The sequence below is a fragment of the Streptomyces sp. NPDC088785 genome (assembly GCF_044750685.1).
Classification (GTDB): domain Bacteria; phylum Actinomycetota; class Actinomycetes; order Streptomycetales; family Streptomycetaceae; genus Streptomyces.
The window spans coordinates 45,441-62,550 of record NZ_JBIVKH010000003.1; the positions used below are offsets into that span (position 1 = coordinate 45,441).

Genomic DNA, 17,110 nt, shown 5'->3' on the forward strand with positions numbered 1-17,110 from the left:
GCGGCTAGGACCGGGCGTCGACGGCGCCGAAGAGCACCCCGGCCCAGGCCGGGTCGCCGGTCGACGCGAGCCGGAAGTCCAGCGCCTCGCCGCCGCGGGCCAGGGCCCGGTCGAGCGGGAGCACGTCGGAGTCGTAGCCGAGGGTGTTGTCGTGCGCCGGGATCCGCTCGGGCCGGATCCCCGGCTGGCTGATGGTCGAGTTGAGGACGTCGTCCGCCGGGTTGGCCCGGTCGGACAGCGCGACCGGCCCGCCGCGGCCGGCGGAGACGGTCAGGGAGTCGCCGCGCGTGCCGCGGTCGCCGTTGTAGGCGACGAGACCCGCGTAGCCGTGCGCCCCCTCGGGGAACGCGGCCGGGACGTGGACCTTCGTGGCGGACGCGGCGCGGGTGAACGTGTCGAAGCCGTCCCGCAGGAAGAGATGGCGCAGCGGCTCGGAGGGCTTCTCGTACGCGGCGACGAGCGTCCACCCGCCCCAGGCGCCGGCGGCGGTGCGCCCCATGGCGACGTTGAGCTGCGCCACGGTGTAGAGCCCGGACCCGCTGGCGCGCACCAGGTCGGTGACGTCGGCCGAGGCCTGGTAGGCGTCCGCGCCGTTGGCGACGTGGTGGCCGACCACGGTGTCGGCGAGCACCGGCTTGTACGCGCCGCCGGGCTCGGCGATCAGGACGCGTCCGTTGTCGCGCGGCGGCTTCTGCTCGCCGACCCGGAGGTTGCCGCCCCAGTACAGGCGGGCGTAGGTGACGCGCGCGCCCTCGGGGACGCGGACCTCGGCGCGGGAGGAGTTGTAGGTGTTCGGGTCGCGGTCGACGTCCGTGTAGAACATGTCGAAGTCGCCGTTGCCCGCCGTCGCCCCGGCCCGCGCGTCGGCGCAGCCCACGTTCTTGGCCGAGGCCGCGCCGCGGCACGTGATGGCGGCGTTCGCCGCGCGGACGAGACCACCGTGCAGCACCGCGTCGTAGCGGCTGGTGAACGGGATGCGGGGCTTCTCGGCCGCGGGCCTCGGCGCGGGGTTCGGTGCGGGGTTCGGTGCGGGTGGGGTCGTCGCGGCCGCCGCCGTATGCCACAGCGGAGGCAGCACCGCAAGCGACAGCAGACCCACCGTCACCCGTCGTAGGAAACAACCTTTCGAATTACGCACGGCCGGCGTCCCTTTCAGGAATGAGCAGACGCTCTACAGCACCCAGGAAATAAGAAAGTCACACTTATCCAACCGCCTTACGGGGGTCAGATCCCTCGCTCAGGGAGCGGCCCACAATAGCGTTGAGAAAGTGAGTTTCACTTCATACACGATGTGTGTTGAGGTTGTGAAATTCCCGGTCAACCTGCGTCGACACTCCGTGATCCACTTCAACGAACCAATCGGAATTCACCCGTTCGGGGCCGCAACTCCTGGGCCCACCGTCCGTTGCACCAGGGTCGGGCACCTGCCCCGACCGTTTGGAACGACCCAAGGAGCTTGTTCATGTCGCGTACCGCGAAGGCCGTCGTCTTCTCCGCCATGGCCGCCGCCGCTGTCGCCGGCAGCGCCGGCATCGCCGCCGCCGACAGTGGCGCGCAGGGTGCCGCTGTCGGCTCCCCCGGCGTCGCGTCGGGCAACGCCGTCCAGGTCCCCGTGCACGTGCCGGTCAACGTCTGCGGCAACACCGTGAACGTCATCGGTCTGCTGAACCCGGCCTTCGGCAACAGCTGCGTCAACAGCTGACCCGCGGAGCCTGACTCTTCCTCAGCCGCCCCTTTCCCAGGGGCGGCTGCTTCGTTTCTGCCCCATTCGGACGCGGTGGGCCGTCACTCGGTTGCGGGGTGTCGTGGGCCGTCTCACGGTGATCACAAGCACCACCACGCCCTCGAAGGGGAAAGACATGCCCGCTCTGCCCGTACGGCGCATCGCGACCACCGCTCTCTGCGCGTCCCTCATGATCGGTGCGGCCGCCCCCGTGTTCGCCACCGGCTCCGCGCCCGAGCGCGCCGGCCGCACGGTCGCGTCCGCCACCGCCGCGCCCGACGCCGCGACCCTGCTGAACCAGGTCAAGACCCTTCAGGACACCCAGGGCGTCATGACTCCGGTCACCGGCCTGCTCGACGCCGTCCTCAAGACGAAGGACGGCAAGCTGCCCGCGGCCGAGGCCGAGAAGCACGCCGCCGCGGTCAAGTCCGCCATCGACACCGCGAAGGACATGACTCCCGCCCTTCCGCTGCCGCAGGCTCCCGCCGCCGCGGTCCCCGACGACGCGAAGGCACCGCTCGACGTGCGGGCCGAGGCGCTGACCGCCCTTCAGGCCGCGGTCGACGCCCTGGTGAAGTCCGCGACGGCCGGCGACGTCAGGGCCGTCTCCACGCAGGCGCCCGCCGTCGTCACCGGGCTGGTCAACGTCCTCGCGGCCACGCTTCTGGGCGGCGGCCTGCCCGCCCCCGACCTGCCCGGCCTCCCCCCAATGCCGAAGCTGCCCGCCTCGAACACCCCGTCGCTCCCCGAGGCGCCGGCCGTCCCCCAGGCCCCGGCGGTCCCGCAGGCCCCGGCCGTTCCCCAGGCTCCGGCGGCTCCCCAGGCCCCCGCGGCGCCCCAGGCTCCCGCGGCCCCGGCGGCCCCGGTCGCTCCGCAGGCCCCCGCCGCCTCGTAACCGCACCCCCGCACCGCCGCACCCCCGCACCCCACCCGCCCGGGACAGGTCCGACGACCTGTCCCGGGCGGGTTTTCGATGGGCGCACGAAAATTCATATATACGCCGAGGAACCGTTCTTTCGAGTGGGGATCACTGAACCGGGACACCCCGGGGTTTCCGTCGGCGAAGACGATCGTTGAGCAAGCAGAACCCCCACACCGCACATTCCCCAGGTGCTGCGGTGAATATTCCATGCAGATGACGGAAAAGTCATCGAGGAAAGGTGAACAATGAAGTCTCTGAAGGCCGCTGCCGTTATCGCCGGTTCCCTGGTCGTCGCCGGTGCCGCTGCCCCCGCCTTTGCCTCGGACCTCACTCCGATGAGCCTGAACGGCGCCCTGGACACCATCACCAGCCAGCCGACGCTCGACGCGCAGCCGGTCAGCAGCAACCTGCTCGACCCGAAGGGCGGCGCCGTGGACACCGTCACGGGCGCCGCCGACCAGCTGAACCCGGGCGGCGCCGCGGCCCCCACCGACCTGCTCGGCGGCCTGCCGCTCGGCAAGTGACCACCCCGCTCCACTGATCCGAACGGGCGAAGGGTTTCCCAGGGTGTGTCTTTACGGCATTTCGCGTGAAGCCCGCCCATACGATCCCGGAAACCCCCCGAAGGAAGGTTCGCGAAAATGAACACTGCCAAGAAGGCCGCTCTCGTCCTCGCCACCGCCGGCCTCGCGGCGGGTGCCGCCTCCGGTGCCGCTTTCGCCGACTCCGGCGCCGAGGGTGCCGCTGTCGGCTCCCCGGGCGTCGCCTCGGGCAACCTCGGCCAGGTGCCGGTCCACGTCCCGGTCAACGTCTCCGGCAACACCGCCAACGTGATCGGCGCCCTCAACCCGGCTTTCGGCAACACCGCCGCCAACAACTGACCGACGCCGCGTCTCCCCGCGCACGTCGGGACACGTCTCGAAGGCCGGTTCGGAACCCACCCGTTCCCGGACCGGCCTTCGGCGTTCTCCGACATCAATTCGAGTGCACCGCGTTCCTCCAATGGAGTGACAGCGCGGCCCGGGGCGGTGTCCGCCTCGCTAGGCTTCCTCGGTGACTTCAACGTCGAGTATTGACACCACGTTTCGGGCAGCGGATCTGGGAACCCTCGCTGTCATCGCCTGGAGTGGGGAACACGTCGGTGAGGAAGACGACATGCCTTTCCTCCTCGCCTATTCCATGGGTGATTCCCCGGCGGGCCCCGAGGGTTCGGAGGCGGCCGTACGGGCGCACCTGCGCAACAACGGGCTGACCGTGGGCACCACGGTCCACGACGGTTCCCGGCATCCCAGCTTCCCCGTCTCGCTCCTCGTCGAGGCGGGCCAGGCCGTCGTCACCATGCCGCTGCTGAACGCCCAGTGCCAGGTGCCCCCGGAGTGGCTGGAGGCCGCCGAGGCCCGCGGCAGCGCCTACTTCATCTTCACCGCGCGCGCCTGGCCCGCCGCTCCGCCCGGACAGCCGGTCGCCGAGGGCGAACTGGAGAAGTTCGCGGGCGCCGAGGAGACCCTGACGGCGGCCGCCCACTGCATCCTGCCGATCCGCCGCATCCGCTCATAACCCCGTCCGCACGCGGCCGCGGGGCGGCGGCGGCCGGCCGCGAAGCCGCCCCGCCGCACCGCGGCGCCCCGGTCACGGGCAGGACGGGTGATCGGTCCCGCAGCGGCCGTGCACCGTGAGGAGATAGCGGGCCTTGAAGCGCAGCGCCTGCGGGTCCAGCGGCGTCGTCAGCACGTCCGCGACCTCCAACCGGGCCGCTTCGGCGACGAATCCGGGCAGGTACCGGCGGTCCGAGACGGTGATGACCGGCAGGCAGCGCATCGGCCCGATCCGCCGCATGTACCGCACGACCTCGAGGCGGTCCGTGCCGGGCCGCCCCATCGCCAGCACGACCAGCCCCACGCCGCCCCGTATCAGCGCCTTGAGCGCCGCGTCGTTGGAGGAGGCACCGGCGATCGGGAGGTCGAGCGGGACGAGTGCCGCCTCCAACGCCCTGATGCCCCAGGCGCATTCATCGATCAGCAGAATTTTCATCCTGGAAGACCTCGATCTTTTCCACCGCGCCGACAGGTCGATTGTCCTGCACGTCGGCGGTCCGGGAGGTGCACTATCTGCGGATTAGTCCCCCTGAGGGAATTCTGCACTGATACGCAAGAAGGTTCGTTACCCCTGATGCGTCATCAATCCCGAATGGAAAGAGACAGCATCCGAAATGAGCATCAAGGTACGAGGAACGATCGCCGTGCTGGCCGGCTGCATCGCCGCGGCGGCCGGAGCCACTCCCGCCCTCGCGTCGGCGAACGTGCCCATCGAGGCTCCCCTCGGTGGCGTCGAGAGCGCGCTGCACATGGACCTGCCGGAGCTGAGCACCGAGGCACCCCTGCCGATCCCCGGCGCTCCCGAGGGGCCCGCCTACACGACGGACCACGTGCTGCCGCAGCACGCGGTGCCGCGGCTGCCGATGAGCAGCGCGCTGCCCGCCACCACCGCCGATGTGCCGGTGCCCCAGCTGCTGCCCGCCGAGCACACCGACCGGATCGGGCTGAGCACCGAGGGCACCCCCGTGCACACCCTGACGCCGGGCGCCTCCGTGAACCCGCCGCTGAGCGGCCCGCGCCCCGAGCGGCTCGGGCTGCCCGAGGTGTCGGCCCCGCAGGCCGCCCTCGGCACCCCCGACGTCCAGGCCGAGCCGGGAGCGGACCTGGCGCTGGGCTGATCCCCGAGGGGCCGGTCCCCCGGCCCCCAGACCTCCAGGAGGACATGGCCGTGCATCCCCGACTTCCCCTGACCACGGGCCGGGCGCCAGGTGCGACAGCACTGCTCACCCGGCGCAGCGCGGGCCTGATCCTGCTGGGCGCCCTGTCCACCGCCGCCGCCGTCGTGCGGCTGCGGCCCCGGCCGCAGCCGCCCGGTCCCCCGGCCGAGGCGTTCGACGAGATGTACCGGGGGCGCCGGATCACGGGGACCGGGGCCGCCGGGGTCTGGCAGGTCAGGGTGGACGGCCGGCCGCTGCACCTCATGCGCCGGGCCGACGGCTCGTACCTGAGCATGGTCGACCACTACGACTCCTACGCCACTCCCCTCGCCGCGGCGAGGGGGGCCGTGGCCGAACTCGGCGGCCAGGCGCTCCGCGACCACGTCGGGGAGGTGTGAGGGCCGATGGTCCACACCCGGCAGAACCAGAACGCGCTCACCAGGGCGCAGAAGCGGCGCTTCGTGGACGCCGTGCTGGCGGTCAAGAAGAGCGGCCGCTACGACGAGTTCGTGCGCACGCACATCGAGTACTACCAGGGGGACGGCGACGGCGGGCTGCGCGTGGCCCACATGGCGCCGTCGTTCTTCCCCTGGCACCGCAAGTTCCTGCTGGAGTTCGAGCGGGCCCTCCAGAAGGTGGACGCGGGGGTCACGGTCCCGTACTGGGACTGGACGGCGGACCGGACGCCGGCCGCGTCGCTGTGGGGCGAGGACTTCCTCGGCGGCAACGGACGCCGCAGCGACCGGCAGGTGACCACCGGGCCGTTCGCGCGCGCCCACGGCCACTGGACCGTCACCGTGGCCGTGACCGACGGCGACTTCCTGATGCGGGACTTCGGCCGGCCGCAGGCGCCGGTCGAGCTGCCGGACCCGGCCGAGCTGGCGTCGGCGATGCGCGAGTCCGCGTACGACGCCCAGCCGTGGAACTCCACGGCGTCCACCGGCTTCCGCAACGCCTTCGAGGGCTGGCCCAGCCGCCTGGGCGACCGCACCTGGTACAACCACAACCGGGTGCACCGCTGGGTGAGCGGCCACATGCTGGGCGCCGGATCGGTCAACGACCCGGTGTTCTGGCTGCACCACGCCTTCGTCGACCGGTGCTGGTCGCGCTGGCGCGAGCGGCACCCCGACGCGGCGCCCTACCTGCCCGCCGAACGCCCCGGGCTCGGGGACGCGCAGCGCAAGCGGGTGCTGGCGGCGGGCGACGCCATGCCGCCGTGGAACACCCCGATCCGCGACATGCTCGAACACAAGAGCCTGTACCGGTACGCGTAGGGCGCGCTGACGACGCCCGATGGCGGACGCGCGCACGAGGGCCCCCGGCACACCGTGCCGGGGGCCCTCGTCAGTCCGCGTACGCTGCGGGGAATCAGCCGCCGTAGCCGGCGTCGCCACCGTCGCTGTTCACGCAGGTGTTGCCGAACGCCGGGTTCAGCAGGCCGATGACGTCCACGGTGTTGCCGCAGGCGTTGACCGGAACGTGGACGGGGACCTGGACCAGGTTGCCCGACAGCACGCCCGGCGAGTTGGTGGCAGCGCCCTGGGCGCCCGCGTCGGCCATGGCCAGACCGGCGCCGCTCATCACCACGGCACCCGTGCCGAGGGCGACAGCGGCTGCCTTCGCGATGCGAGACATCACGTTCTCCTTTTGCTTGGCAGTGCGGCCGCGTGGTCGCAGCCGTCGCGTGTTCAACGGCACGGCCCACCGCCAGTAACGGCTTATACCGCGATACCTCCCGAAAAAGGGCAGTACCCGGCGCACCGGTGCCCCGGCGGGGGCGGGCGGGGGCCGGGGCGTCCGGGCTTCGCCGCCGGCCCGATCAGCAACCCGAGCGGCGCGCCGTCGTTTCCCCGGTAGCCCGGCTAGTCACTCGCAGCCAAGGAGGACGTGTGAAGGTTGTCTGCGCCGGCGGAGGGCCCGCGTCGCTGTACCTGTCCATTCTCTTGAAACGGCAGGACCGGCGGCGGCACGTGACCGTCCGCGAACGCGATCCCGCCGGGGCCACGTACGGCTGGGGCGTCACCTACTGGCCGGACATGCTCGACACCCTCACCGCCCACGACCCGGAGTCCGCGCGGGCCATCGAGGAGCACTCGGTGCGGTGGACCGACGGCGTGGCGCACATCGGCGGCGGCACCACGGTCCACCCCGGCGACACGGGCTTCGCGATCGGCCGCCACCGCCTCCTGGAGATCCTGGGCGAGCGGGCGCGGTCGCTGGGCGTCGAACTGGCCTACGACCGGCCCGTCGCGCCCGGCGACCCGGACCTGGACGCCGACCTGGTCGTGGCCGGGGACGGCGCCCGCAGTGTGCTGCGCGACGCCCACGCGGAGCACTTCGGCACCCGGACCGTGCCGGGGCGCAACCGGTTCGTCTGGCTCGGCACGACCCAGGTGTTCCGGTCGTTCACCTTCGCCTTCGTACCGACGGCGCACGGCTGGATCTGGTGCTACGCCTACGGTTTCGACGGCGGGCACAGCACCTTCATCGTCGAGTGCCCGCCCGCCACCTGGACCGGCCTCGGCCTCGACGTGCTGGAGCGGGACGTCGCCCTGAAGCTGCTCGGGGACCTCTTCGCCGAGCCGCTGCGCGGGCACCCGCTGATCGGCCGCACCGATGTGGACGGCCCCGCGCAGTGGCAGCGATTCGGCACGGTCACCAACCGGACCTGGTCCCGCGGCAATCTGGTGCTGCTGGGCGACGCCGCCCACACCACGCACTACTCCATCGGCGCGGGCACCACGCTGGCGATGCAGGACGCGATGGCGCTGGCCGACGCCCTGCGCGGCGACGCCCCGCTCGCCTCCGCCCTCGGCCGCTACGAGAAGACCCGGCGGCACGCGCTGCTGCCGTTGCAGAGCGCGGCCCGGCACAGCGCCGCCTGGTACGAGAACCTGCCGCGCTACGCGCACCTGCCGCCGGACCAGATGTTCGCCCTGCTCGGCCAGCGCCACTCGCCGCTGCTCCCGCACGTGCCGCCCCGGCTGTACTACCGGCTGAACCGGTTGGCCGACGGCAGCGGCCCGCTGCGCGCCCTCAAGCGCGGTCTCGGCCACCGGCTGGCCCGCTTCCTCCAGAAGGGCTGACGCCCGGCGGCGGGACGGACACCGGATCCCGCCGATTTCATTGCACCGGGATAACGGTCCGTTCTTCCGGCGGCCGTACTTCGTTGAGCAGGGCATGGAGATGAAGAGAAACGATCCGACAAGCATGTCGAATCATCCGTCGGACACTCCGATCTACGAGACCGTGGTGCGGCTGTGGCAGGCCCACGGGCGGGCGGTGCCGGGGCCGCCGCCCGCCCGGCCGGCCCGGCCCTCGCGGGGCTGGGTGCGGGTGGACCCGGCGCCGCACCCGGGGCGCTGACGGCCGCCGGGACACGCCCGCCTACGGCTCAATTCGGCGTCCCGCACGCCCGGTGGCGGTGTGATTGACGCGTCATATTCCCTCACCTTTTAGGGAGAAACGATGCGTCTTCGCGCATTCGCCGCCGCCACGGTCCTGGCCGGGACCGCGGTCCTCGGTTCCGCCGCCATCGCTTCCGCGCAGGACGGCCCCGACGGCGCCACCGCCGCCGGGTTCGCCGCGAACAGCCCCGGCGTCCTGTCGGGCAACGTCGTCCAGGTCCCGATCGACGTTCCGGTCAACCTGTGCGGCAACTCCGCCGACGTGATCGGTCTGCTCAACCCGGCGTTCGGCAACACCTGCGTGAACGGCTAGGTTCCGCGCGCCTGAATTGCTCGCGTGTCCGCCGCCGGTACGCGTTACCGGCGGCGGACACGCGCGTTTCCCCGCGTGCGGCGCGGAGCGGCCGGCGCTTTCCGGAAAGGGTTGCGCGGAATTCCGGCCTGCCGGAAATCGCCGTCCGACGCAGCCGGTTCGAGCCAGACCGCGACCGCGGACCGAAGCGCTTCACCCGCCGCCCGCCCGGGCCCGGAGCACACAATTCCGTTCCGTGGAGCCGGGCGCCCACCGCGCTCTCCGGCATCGAGCGCCCAGGTCACCCCTCTCTGGGCGGGATTCACCGCGAGTGGGGCGAGTTCTCCGTAATCATCGCCGTAAAGGGAAGTGGCCGGTTCCGCTCGGCCTCTGTTGATCTTTCTCGTAATATTCTCGGCGATCGGCAGGCGGACACGTCCGGGTCCGCGGCCGAAGCGCACGGGGGGGCTCGTGTGAAGAGTTCGGGCGACCGCGGGAATTCCTGATCCCCGCGCACGACCGCGCACAGTGCCGTGCGCCGGTGCCCGCTCCTCACTTCTTGTCGGCGCTCCTCCCTGTTCTTCTCGACATGCAACGGGGGGTTTTTCTCATGCGCGTGGCAGAAAAAGACGACGACATCGATCTGGCCGACGAGGCCGCACGAGCGGCGGCGGCGGAGGCCGAGGGGATCGTCGAGGACGCCGCGGGGATCGTCGGCGACGCGGCGCAGGAGAGCGGCGCCGCGCTCGGCCCCGACTGGTCGGACGACCGGGTGGCCCATCTCCTGGAACGGCTCGCCTCGGACTTCGTCCTCGACAACACCTACCGCGAGCAGCACCTGAGCCTCACCGCCAGCGAGAACTACCCGAGCAAGCTGGTGCGGATGCTCGGCAGCGGACTCCAGGGCGGCTTCTACGAGTTCGCGCCGCCGTATCCGGCCGAGGCGGGCGAGTGGGCCTTCCCGGACTCCGGTGCGAACGCGTCACTGGTGGGCAAGCTGACCGGGATCGGCCGGCAGCTCTTCGAGGCGGCCACCTTCGACTGGCGGCCCAACGGCGGCTCCGTCGCCGAGCAGGCCGTCCTGCTGGGCGCCTGCGGGCGCGGCGACGGCTTCGTGCACTTCGCGCACAAGGACGGCGGCCACTTCGCCCTGGAGTCGCTGGCCGCCGCGGCGGGCGTCAACACCTACCACCTGCCGATGGTCGACCGGACCCTGCTCATCGACGTGGACCGGCTGGCCACGCTCTGCGCCGAGCACCCGGAGATCAAACTCGTCATCCTCGACCAGTCGTTCAAGCTGCGCTGGCAGCCGCTGGCCCAGATCAGGGCCGCGCTGCCCGAGGGCGTCTTCCTCGCCTACGACGCCAGTCACGACGGCGCGCTGATCGCGGGCGGCGCGCTGCCGCAGCCCACGCTGCTCGGCGCGGACGCCGTGCACGGCAACACCCACAAGACCATCGCCGGACCGCAGAAGGCGTACATCGCCTTCCGGGACGCGGACCACCCGAAGCTCCGCGCGGTCTCGGACTGGGTGTGCCCGCAGATGCAGAGCAACTCGCACGCCGAGCTGATCGCCCCCATGTACGTGGCCCTGTCCGAGATCGCCCTCTACGGACACGACTACGCGCGTCAGATCATCGCCAACGCCCAGACCCTCGCGCACGCCCTGCACGAGGAGGGGGTGCGCGTCTCCGGCGAGTCCTTCGGGTTCACCGAGACCCATCAGGTGCACATCGTCACCGGGTCGGCCGCCGACGCGCTGCGGCTGTCCCTGGGCGACCTCGCGCGCGCGGGCATCCGCACCACCAACATCGAGGTGCCGGGCGCCAACGGACTGCACGGCCTGCGGCTCGGCGTCCAGGCGATGACCCGGCGCGGGCTGCGCGAGGCGGAGATGCGCGAGGTGGCCCGGCTGGTGGCGAAGGTGGTGCTGCGCCGGGCCGAGCCCGCGGCGGTGCGCGCCGAGGTCGCCGACCTGCTCCAGCACCACGACCTCGACCGGCTGGCCTACTCCTTCGATTCCTACGTCGACTCGCCGGCCGCGGCCCGGCTGCTGGGCGAGGTGTTCCGGTGAGCACGGCGATCCGGCCCCACCTGCCGCCCGGCGTGCGCCGGACCGTCCCGCGGCCCCGTCGCTCCGACGTCCCGCACGCCGTGATCGGCGCGGAGGTCTGGCAGACCCGGTGGGCCCGGCCGCTCCTGGAACGCCTCGGGCTGCGCACCGTCATCGCCGACGAGCGGCTGCCGTGCGAGCGGGTGCTGGACACGCTCGCCGCCCAGTCGGTGGCGTTCGTCTGCGAGGAGCTGCCGGTCAGCGGCCTGGCCGCGATGGGCTGGGCGGCCCGCCGCACCGAGGCGCTGCGCCGCGACGACCCGCTGCTCGGTGTGGTCTTCATGGTCGAGGACCGCCGGGCCCTCGACCCCCGCGCCCTCGGCCCGCTGGTCCGCACCCTGGCCCCGGGCGACACCGACCTGCCCGGCTTCGTCGCCGAGGTGCGGCGCGTCCGGCACGAGTACCACTGGGAGCTGCGCAACCGGCGGCCCGCCGCGCGGCAGGCCCGCGCGGCGGTGGCGCCGCCCGCCCGGTGGTCCGGCGCGGTGCCGAACTTCAACGTGAAGCACCCGTCCATGCTGCTGCCGTACGCCCTGCTCTCGGCGCGCACCGGGCGGGAGGTGTACTGCGAGATCTCGCCGCAGGAGGCGCTGCTGTTCGTCGCGGACCGCGTGGGCCGGGACCCGGCCGCCGCCGTCGCCGAGGTCTTCACGACCCTGCGCCAGGACGTCGACCGGCTCAACACCGTCCTCGGGTCGCGGCTGCTGCTGCACCTGGACCACGCCGACGACCACGAGGTGATCGAGGCGGCCTGCGAGGCCCGCTTCGACTCGGTCATGGTCGACGGATCCGGCCGGACGCTCCACCAGAACATCCTGTTCACCAACGCGGCGACGGAGCTGGCGCGGGGCTACGGCGTCCTCGTCGAGGGCGAGATCGGCTCCATCGACGCGGCGGGGCTGCGCAAGTGGAACAAGACGACGACGAGCGACTTCGCCCGGTTCGTCGAGCACACGGACCTGGATCTGGTCGGGGCGCACGTGGGCCAGTTCCACAGCTTCGACTACGGCTTCGCCGCCACCCGGCGCTCGCTGGCCGACGTCGGTCTCCTGGACGACCGGGGCGCCGGTGACGACCTGCACGCCTTCGCCCGGGCCTGCGCGGTCGTCGAGAAGGGCCTCGACGACGCGGGGCTGCCCGGGTACTCGGCCGAGCACCGGCTGGTGGCCGCGCTCGCCCGCCGGGCCACGACGGAAGGCGACGCGCCGGGCGACGGGCCGCGGCTCGACGCCGTGTTCCGCGCGGCCCGGGACCGCGTGCCGGTCTTCCAGCGCCCGCTGATCGACGTACTGGAACGGGAGTGGCTGGAGCAGCGGCTCGCCAAGGCGCGGCGCAAGACCGAGCTGTGGGACGAGGTCTTCGCCACCGAGCCCGCCCGCGGGCACCGGCACGCGGCGATCGACCACGGGCTCGTCCAGGCCCTCACCACCACCCTGGCGGGCACCGGCCGCGCCCTCGTCGTGCACGGCGGCAGCTCGCTCTCGCGGGTCGACCTGGCGTCGCTGCCGGCGCACGGGGTCGCCCGGGTGAACTTCGGCAGCGGGGTCTACACCGACTACCTGGAGGCGCTCCGCGCCCAGCTGCCGGTCGACCTCGGTGACGGGGGCGGGGCACCGACGGGTGAGGGGACGTGGAGACACGTCCGGCGGATGTCGTACCTTGCCGAGGCGACCCGTGACTGGCGGTCCTGGACCCATGAGCCGCCGTCCTTCGTGGACACCTTCGTCAGCCGGCTGGAGCGGCGCTACGCGGCCCCGCTCCGCGACCGCACGCCCCGAGAGGCCCTGGGAGGCCGCAGTTGAGTCCCTTCGAACAGATCGTCGATCTCCTCACCCGTGAGGGGGCCAGGTACCGCGTGGTCGAGCACCCCGCCGAAGGACGCTCCGAGGAGGTCTCGGCGGTGCGCGGCACGACGGTGTCGCAGGGCGCCAAGGCGCTGGTGTGCCGGGTGAAGGGGATCGAGTCCCCGGCCGTCCTCGCGGTGCTGGCGGGCGACCGGCGCGCGGACCTGAAGAAGGTCGTCGCGGCGGTCGCGGGCAAGAAGGGCGGCTTCGCCCCCGCGGAGCTGGCCGAGCGGCTCACCGGCTGCGTGGTCGGCGCCATCCCCCCGCTGTCCCTCTCCGGCGACCTGCCCGTCGTCGTGGACGGGGAGTTCCTCGCGGCCCACGCGGAGATCGCCTTCAACGCGGGGCGGCTGGACCGGTCGGTGGTCATGGCGACCGAGGACTACGTACGGATCGTGGCACCCGCGGTGGCGCCGATCGCGGCGCCCGCGGCGGCGGCCGTGGAGTAGCGCGCCCGAACACGCCGAAAGCCCAGCCAGGCACCTGCCTGAGCTGGGCTTTCCTCGTAGACCCTGTGGGACTCGAACCCACAACCAATGGATTAAAAGTCTGTGGAACTCTCATCACGTCTCGCGTCGTCTCGTATCGTCTCGCGCCGTCGCACGCCGGAAAGCCCAGCTCAACGATAACTTTCTTCCGATCCCGATGAGTGGTGAACAGCGTCTCGTACCGTCCTGTATCGCCTCGTTACGCGACTCTCGGGCCAGCAGCGGGCCAGCAGAAAGGCCCCCGACCCGCAGGTCAGAGGCCCTGAACAACTGCCTCAACTCTACGCCTTCGCAGACCCGTTGTCCGTGGCGTTCCCGCGCCGCGCGCGAGGAACGGCCGCCGCGGCGCGTTCGGTCACCTCGTCCTCGTACTCCTCGAACAGCTCCATGTACGTGTCCGACGTGAGCGTGATGGTGGAATGCCGCAGTTTCACCTTCGCGTCGTGGAGATCGCCCCCGCCCGCTTTCACGAGCGCGGCCGCGCCGTGCCGGAGGTCGCGCAGGTTGATGGGCGGAAGGCCGGCCGCGTCGGAGATACGGCGGAACGCCCGGCTGACCATGTCCGGGTGCAGCCAGGAGCCGTCCTCCTGGGTGAACATCTTCCCGTTGTCCGACCAGGCGGGCGTCTTCTTCCCCTGCTGCCGCTCGGCCGCCGCCTTCTCGTTCCACGCGTCGCGCTCGGCCAGCTGCTGCGCCCGATGTTCCTGGAGAACGAGCACGGTGCCCGCGTCCACCTTGACGACGCCCACGCTGCCGTCAGTCTTCGGCGCCGTCTCTACCGGCGTCCAACCGTCGACGACGATCTCGGCCGAGACGCGGATTTCCTTCCGCTCCGGCGAGAAGTCGGCCCAGCCCTGTCCCACGCCCTCACCGCGGCGCAGGCCGTGATGAGCGATCAGGTGGAAGAACGCGTACAGCCGGTCTCCCTCGGCCTCGTCCAGGAACGCGCCGAGCTGGGCCGGGGTCCACACCATGACAGGGCCCGGCTTCTCGCCGGTCTCCCGCCAGCGGGCCACGCGCTCCTTGGTCCACAGCAGCCCCTTGGGCCGCGTCGCGGTGGCGAGTTCAGCGTGCGCCGCAGCGTTGAACATCAGCCCCGTCTTGGCGATGGCCTTGTTCAGCGCCGTCCGGAGCGTGCGCCGGATCGCGTGCTTCGTCGAAAGGCCCGTGATCTTCCTGAACGGAGGCATCGCGGCCAGGCGCTCACGCTCGGCCGCGAGCTGGGCGCGCTCGGCCGCCTTGGGAGCACCCGGCTTGCTGCGCTTGCAGCGGGCGACCTGCTCCCGGCGGGCGGCGTTCTCGGCCTGGGTCGTCTCGTTGCGCTCGTCGATGGCGTCGAACATGGCCTCGACGTGCTGGACGCCCAGCCGGTCGAGGCGGAGGTGCCCGAGGGCGGGTTTCAGGTGGACCCGAATGTGGCTGGCATAGCCGTGGTTCGTGGTGGGCCTGGTCTTCTTGCTCGCCATCCAGACGTCGAGCCAGTCGCCCACGGTCATCTTGCCGTCGAGCGGGACGCCGACCCCGAGTTTCCGCTGAACGTCAGCGGCCTCGGGGATCGGGGCCCGCGTGCGCTGCACTTCTGCGAGGTAGTCGCCGACGCGGATCTGGTCCGCGTCGTCGTCGCCCGCGAGGTCGAGGATGGCCTGGAGCCGGGAGAGGTCGGCTTGGGCTTCCTTGAGCAGCGTGTATCCAGTGCGTCGGAACGGCCGGCGCCTTCCGGTGTCGTCGAGCGGGAGTTCCTGGCGCAGGGTCAGGGCGCCGTGGGTCCGCTTTTTCAGCTGGGGGCACTTGGACCCCAGCAGCTTGCCGTCCGTGCCGCGACACTCACAGCGTCGCGTGATGCCTCCTGCCCGGCGCGGACTTGGCATGGAAACCCCCTACGTCTGCGGCCCGTTGGACTCGTCGGGCTGGTCATCGGCGCCGGGCTGCCAGAGCCCGGTGCCCACCACATGTTCAAGCATCCTGTTCAGCTCTTCTACCATCTCGCCGCTGATGTGACCACGTCGTACCGCGATCATCGTTCCCTGCGGGGTGAGCACCGTCATGAGCAGATGTCCGTCGGGCAGATCGTCCCGGATCTCATACCAGGCCCGTGCAGGCCGGTGACCCTTACCGTTGACCATCTCCGCCCCCTCTCACTCGACATTCGGCCGTGTGTTCGATAATGCGATCAGACCCACCCGTTGAGGTGAGAGTGGGTGAGGCGACATGATCGCACTAGAGGGAGAAACGCGATACGAGCAGGCACGGTTCCCTCACAGAAGGTAACCCGAACGAGTGAATATCCCCTAGATCATCACACTGGGTCGTCGACTAGTCGACATCTCCGTCAGGAGCGACCGAGTCCAGGAAGCGCATGAGCTGTTCCCGCTGAGCCGGCGTCATGCGCTCCAGGCGGCGAACATACGCCTTAGCCTCACCCGACTCGGACCACGCCGGGTCGACGCCGTGGAACTGCTGCCCGGCCGCATCCTGCATGGTTTCCAGCGGCACCTCCGCCGCGCGGGCCAGACCGCGCAACTCCGGAAGTTGAGGCGGCGTCACCGGCTCGCCGGACTCCAGCCGGTGCACCCAGCTGTAGGACGTGACCTGCTCGCCCGACTCCGGGTCGACGGCGCGCTTGGCGAACTCCTTGAAGGACAGACCGAGGGCGGCGCGGCGCTGCCGCACGAGGTCAGCGAACTGCGTCCGGTCCTCGCGCTCCGTGGGGGGAGGTGTGTCCTGTGCGGCCATGGGGGTCATCCTGCCACTCCTGTGGGCTCAGCTGATCCTTGGTCGTTCGGTCGACTCATGTTGCTCAAGTGCATATGCACTGGTTGCGCGGGGGGTCATCTCATGTCCTGAACAGATTGTTCAGCGTACGGGCCACGATCGCCAGGGCGCACACGGGGTCTGACCGAAACGCGCCCCGCGTGAATCCGTTTCACTCACTGGACAAGACGTTCAGGCAATGCAATGCTCCAGACGTTGCACCACCTGGACGACTCGTTTCAGTGGAGAGACATGATCACTCCTGACGTTCCGCAGTTCCTCATGGACGGCCCGCTGCTGCGCCGCCTCATGAAGCGCACGGGTACCGGCCGCCGGGCCACCGTGCGGGAGCTTGCCGAGGCCGCGGGCATCGCCGTCAGCACCGTCGGCGGCATCCTCAACGGCACGCAGCGCACGCTGAACGAGGACGCAGCGCGAAAGATCGCTCAGACGATCGGGGTCGATCTGCTGGTCCTCGGCATCCCGTGTGAGCGAGCCGGGCGCGCGTTCGTCCCCGTTCAGCCGCTTGAGGCGGTGCCGGCATGAGCGTCAAGAACGCGCTGACGCCGGCCGAGGCCCTCGCACTCCCCGCGATGCCCACGGCGTTGGACGCGTTTCGGGCGCTGAATATCGGCCAGACCGCGGGCTACCAGCTCATCGAGAGCGGCCAGTTCCCGATCGAGGTCATCCGGATGGGCCGCCACTTCAGGGTCCGCCGGTCCGAACTCCTCGCCGCCATGGGCCTGTCCGATCCGCACGCCTCCACCGAGGTTGCGCCCGTCGCCGCCTGACCGCGGCCCCCAGAAACGCCGATGGCC

At 71.4% G+C, this 17,110-nt stretch carries 22 protein-coding genes; 16 read left to right on the forward strand and 6 right to left on the reverse strand.

The genetic code is table 11. The features are described from left to right. Positions 1–4: 4 nt before the first annotated feature. Positions 5–1,138 (reverse strand): DUF3344 domain-containing protein, encoded by a 1,134-nt coding sequence (locus ACIP5K_RS10665; RefSeq protein ID WP_401407665.1) that lies wholly within the window; start codon positions 1,136–1,138, stop codon positions 5–7. A 324-nt stretch (positions 1,139–1,462) separates the two neighbouring features. On the opposite strand from ACIP5K_RS10665, the gene ACIP5K_RS10670 reads away from it, so the two are divergent. From ACIP5K_RS10670 to ACIP5K_RS10690, 5 genes are all read left to right on the forward strand, one after another. Beyond that, on the forward strand, positions 1,463–1,702 hold the full coding sequence (locus tag ACIP5K_RS10670; RefSeq protein ID WP_401407667.1) for a chaplin: 240 nt from the start codon (positions 1,463–1,465) through the stop codon (positions 1,700–1,702). A gap of 157 nt (positions 1,703–1,859) precedes the next feature. Then, positions 1,860–2,618, forward strand: a complete 759-nt coding sequence (locus tag ACIP5K_RS10675; protein ID WP_401407669.1) for a hypothetical protein — start codon at positions 1,860–1,862, stop codon at positions 2,616–2,618. A gap of 272 nt (positions 2,619–2,890) precedes the next feature. Then, positions 2,891–3,169, forward strand: coding sequence for a hypothetical protein (locus tag ACIP5K_RS10680; RefSeq protein WP_401407671.1), 279 nt, complete (start codon positions 2,891–2,893; stop codon positions 3,167–3,169). A gap of 117 nt (positions 3,170–3,286) precedes the next feature. Beyond that, positions 3,287–3,526, forward strand: coding sequence for a chaplin (locus ACIP5K_RS10685; RefSeq protein WP_401407673.1), 240 nt, complete (start codon positions 3,287–3,289; stop codon positions 3,524–3,526). 172 nt (positions 3,527–3,698) lie between these two features. Continuing rightward, complete coding sequence (locus ACIP5K_RS10690) at positions 3,699–4,202, forward strand: DUF5949 family protein (RefSeq protein WP_401407675.1); 504 nt, start codon at positions 3,699–3,701, stop codon at positions 4,200–4,202. 72 nt (positions 4,203–4,274) lie between these two features. Here ACIP5K_RS10690 and ACIP5K_RS10695 read toward each other — a convergent pair whose 3' ends face one another. After that, positions 4,275–4,676, reverse strand: a complete 402-nt coding sequence (locus ACIP5K_RS10695; RefSeq protein ID WP_401407677.1) for a two-component system response regulator — start codon at positions 4,674–4,676, stop codon at positions 4,275–4,277. Between the two features lie 178 nt (positions 4,677–4,854). Between ACIP5K_RS10695 and ACIP5K_RS10700 the strand changes: the two genes are divergently transcribed. From ACIP5K_RS10700 to ACIP5K_RS10710, 3 genes are read left to right on the forward strand one after another with little or no spacing between them, the layout of a single operon-like run. Next, positions 4,855–5,358 carry a hypothetical protein gene (locus tag ACIP5K_RS10700; protein ID WP_401407679.1) on the forward strand — a complete coding sequence of 168 codons (504 nt, stop codon included), beginning with the start codon at positions 4,855–4,857 and terminating at the stop codon, positions 5,356–5,358. Between the two features lie 44 nt (positions 5,359–5,402). Next, positions 5,403–5,795 (forward strand): tyrosinase family oxidase copper chaperone, encoded by a 393-nt coding sequence (locus ACIP5K_RS10705; RefSeq protein WP_401407681.1) that lies wholly within the window; start codon positions 5,403–5,405, stop codon positions 5,793–5,795. A gap of 6 nt (positions 5,796–5,801) precedes the next feature. After that, on the forward strand, positions 5,802–6,671 hold the full coding sequence (locus tag ACIP5K_RS10710; RefSeq protein WP_401407683.1) for a tyrosinase family protein: 870 nt from the start codon (positions 5,802–5,804) through the stop codon (positions 6,669–6,671). A gap of 94 nt (positions 6,672–6,765) precedes the next feature. Here the strand turns inward: ACIP5K_RS10710 and ACIP5K_RS10715 are convergent, their stop codons facing one another. Further along, a complete protein-coding gene (locus ACIP5K_RS10715; protein ID WP_401407685.1) occupies positions 6,766–7,032 on the reverse strand; it encodes a chaplin in 267 nt (88 codons plus the stop codon). Between the two features lie 254 nt (positions 7,033–7,286). Here ACIP5K_RS10715 and ACIP5K_RS10720 point away from each other — a divergent pair, with 254 nt between their 5' ends. The 6 genes from ACIP5K_RS10720 to ACIP5K_RS10745 all read left to right on the forward strand — a co-directional run bounded on the left by ACIP5K_RS10720 (position 7,287) and on the right by ACIP5K_RS10745 (position 13,502). Next, a complete protein-coding gene (locus ACIP5K_RS10720; protein ID WP_401407687.1) occupies positions 7,287–8,483 on the forward strand; it encodes an FAD-dependent monooxygenase in 1,197 nt (398 codons plus the stop codon). A 124-nt stretch (positions 8,484–8,607) separates the two neighbouring features. Then, positions 8,608–8,763 (forward strand): hypothetical protein, encoded by a 156-nt coding sequence (locus tag ACIP5K_RS10725; protein ID WP_401407689.1) that lies wholly within the window; start codon positions 8,608–8,610, stop codon positions 8,761–8,763. Between the two features lie 102 nt (positions 8,764–8,865). Continuing rightward, positions 8,866–9,117, forward strand: coding sequence for a chaplin (locus ACIP5K_RS10730; RefSeq protein WP_401407691.1), 252 nt, complete (start codon positions 8,866–8,868; stop codon positions 9,115–9,117). A 589-nt stretch (positions 9,118–9,706) separates the two neighbouring features. After that, a complete protein-coding gene (locus ACIP5K_RS10735) occupies positions 9,707–11,170 on the forward strand; it encodes a hypothetical protein (RefSeq protein WP_401407693.1) in 1,464 nt (487 codons plus the stop codon). Further along, positions 11,167–13,011, forward strand: coding sequence for a class II fructose-bisphosphate aldolase (locus tag ACIP5K_RS10740; RefSeq protein ID WP_401407695.1), 1,845 nt, complete (start codon positions 11,167–11,169; stop codon positions 13,009–13,011). Before ACIP5K_RS10735 ends, ACIP5K_RS10740 begins: the two co-directional genes overlap by 4 nt. Next, positions 13,008–13,502: a YbaK/EbsC family protein gene (locus ACIP5K_RS10745; protein WP_401407697.1), complete on the forward strand. Its 495-nt coding sequence runs from the start codon at positions 13,008–13,010 to the stop codon at positions 13,500–13,502. Before ACIP5K_RS10740 ends, ACIP5K_RS10745 begins: the two co-directional genes overlap by 4 nt. 320 nt (positions 13,503–13,822) lie before the next feature. Here ACIP5K_RS10745 and ACIP5K_RS10750 read toward each other — a convergent pair whose 3' ends face one another. From ACIP5K_RS10750 to ACIP5K_RS10760, 3 genes are all read right to left on the reverse strand, one after another. After that, positions 13,823–15,409, reverse strand: a complete 1,587-nt coding sequence (locus tag ACIP5K_RS10750) for a site-specific integrase (RefSeq protein WP_401407699.1) — start codon at positions 15,407–15,409, stop codon at positions 13,823–13,825. Between the two features lie 9 nt (positions 15,410–15,418). Then, positions 15,419–15,664, reverse strand: a complete 246-nt coding sequence (locus ACIP5K_RS10755; RefSeq protein WP_401407701.1) for a hypothetical protein — start codon at positions 15,662–15,664, stop codon at positions 15,419–15,421. 190 nt (positions 15,665–15,854) lie between these two features. Continuing rightward, on the reverse strand, positions 15,855–16,274 hold the full coding sequence (locus ACIP5K_RS10760) for a helix-turn-helix domain-containing protein (RefSeq protein ID WP_401407703.1): 420 nt from the start codon (positions 16,272–16,274) through the stop codon (positions 15,855–15,857). Positions 16,275–16,544: 270 nt separating this feature from the next. On the opposite strand from ACIP5K_RS10760, the gene ACIP5K_RS10765 reads away from it, so the two are divergent. After that, positions 16,545–16,838: a helix-turn-helix domain-containing protein gene (locus ACIP5K_RS10765; protein ID WP_401407705.1), complete on the forward strand. Its 294-nt coding sequence runs from the start codon at positions 16,545–16,547 to the stop codon at positions 16,836–16,838. Then, positions 16,835–17,083 carry a hypothetical protein gene (locus ACIP5K_RS10770; RefSeq protein ID WP_401407707.1) on the forward strand — a complete coding sequence of 83 codons (249 nt, stop codon included), beginning with the start codon at positions 16,835–16,837 and terminating at the stop codon, positions 17,081–17,083. Before ACIP5K_RS10765 ends, ACIP5K_RS10770 begins: the two co-directional genes overlap by 4 nt. The last annotated feature ends 27 nt before the right edge of the window (positions 17,084–17,110 follow it).

What these genes read in the sequence shown, in the direction of transcription:
- ACIP5K_RS10670 (WP_401407667.1), top strand. Translation starts at nt 1,463, where the DNA reads ATGTCGCGTACCGCGAAGGCCGTCGTCTTCTCCGCCATGGCCGCCGCC.
- ACIP5K_RS10675 (WP_401407669.1), top strand. Translation starts at nt 1,860, where the DNA reads ATGCCCGCTCTGCCCGTACGGCGCATCGCGACCACCGCTCTCTGCGCG.
- ACIP5K_RS10680 (WP_401407671.1), top strand. Translation starts at nt 2,891, where the DNA reads ATGAAGTCTCTGAAGGCCGCTGCCGTTATCGCCGGTTCCCTGGTCGTC.
- ACIP5K_RS10685 (WP_401407673.1), top strand. Translation starts at nt 3,287, where the DNA reads ATGAACACTGCCAAGAAGGCCGCTCTCGTCCTCGCCACCGCCGGCCTC.
- ACIP5K_RS10695 (WP_401407677.1), bottom strand. Translation starts at nt 4,676, where the DNA reads ATGAAAATTCTGCTGATCGATGAATGCGCCTGGGGCATCAGGGCGTTG.
- ACIP5K_RS10700 (WP_401407679.1), top strand. Translation starts at nt 4,855, where the DNA reads ATGAGCATCAAGGTACGAGGAACGATCGCCGTGCTGGCCGGCTGCATC.
- ACIP5K_RS10705 (WP_401407681.1), top strand. Translation starts at nt 5,403, where the DNA reads ATGGCCGTGCATCCCCGACTTCCCCTGACCACGGGCCGGGCGCCAGGT.
- ACIP5K_RS10710 (WP_401407683.1), top strand. Translation starts at nt 5,802, where the DNA reads ATGGTCCACACCCGGCAGAACCAGAACGCGCTCACCAGGGCGCAGAAG.
- ACIP5K_RS10715 (WP_401407685.1), bottom strand. Translation starts at nt 7,032, where the DNA reads ATGTCTCGCATCGCGAAGGCAGCCGCTGTCGCCCTCGGCACGGGTGCC.
- ACIP5K_RS10725 (WP_401407689.1), top strand. Translation starts at nt 8,608, where the DNA reads ATGTCGAATCATCCGTCGGACACTCCGATCTACGAGACCGTGGTGCGG.
- ACIP5K_RS10730 (WP_401407691.1), top strand. Translation starts at nt 8,866, where the DNA reads ATGCGTCTTCGCGCATTCGCCGCCGCCACGGTCCTGGCCGGGACCGCG.
- ACIP5K_RS10735 (WP_401407693.1), top strand. Translation starts at nt 9,707, where the DNA reads ATGCGCGTGGCAGAAAAAGACGACGACATCGATCTGGCCGACGAGGCC.
- ACIP5K_RS10750 (WP_401407699.1), bottom strand. Translation starts at nt 15,409, where the DNA reads ATGCCAAGTCCGCGCCGGGCAGGAGGCATCACGCGACGCTGTGAGTGT.
- ACIP5K_RS10755 (WP_401407701.1), bottom strand. Translation starts at nt 15,664, where the DNA reads ATGGTCAACGGTAAGGGTCACCGGCCTGCACGGGCCTGGTATGAGATC.
- ACIP5K_RS10760 (WP_401407703.1), bottom strand. Translation starts at nt 16,274, where the DNA reads ATGGCCGCACAGGACACACCTCCCCCCACGGAGCGCGAGGACCGGACG.
- ACIP5K_RS10765 (WP_401407705.1), top strand. Translation starts at nt 16,545, where the DNA reads ATGATCACTCCTGACGTTCCGCAGTTCCTCATGGACGGCCCGCTGCTG.
- ACIP5K_RS10770 (WP_401407707.1), top strand. Translation starts at nt 16,835, where the DNA reads ATGAGCGTCAAGAACGCGCTGACGCCGGCCGAGGCCCTCGCACTCCCC.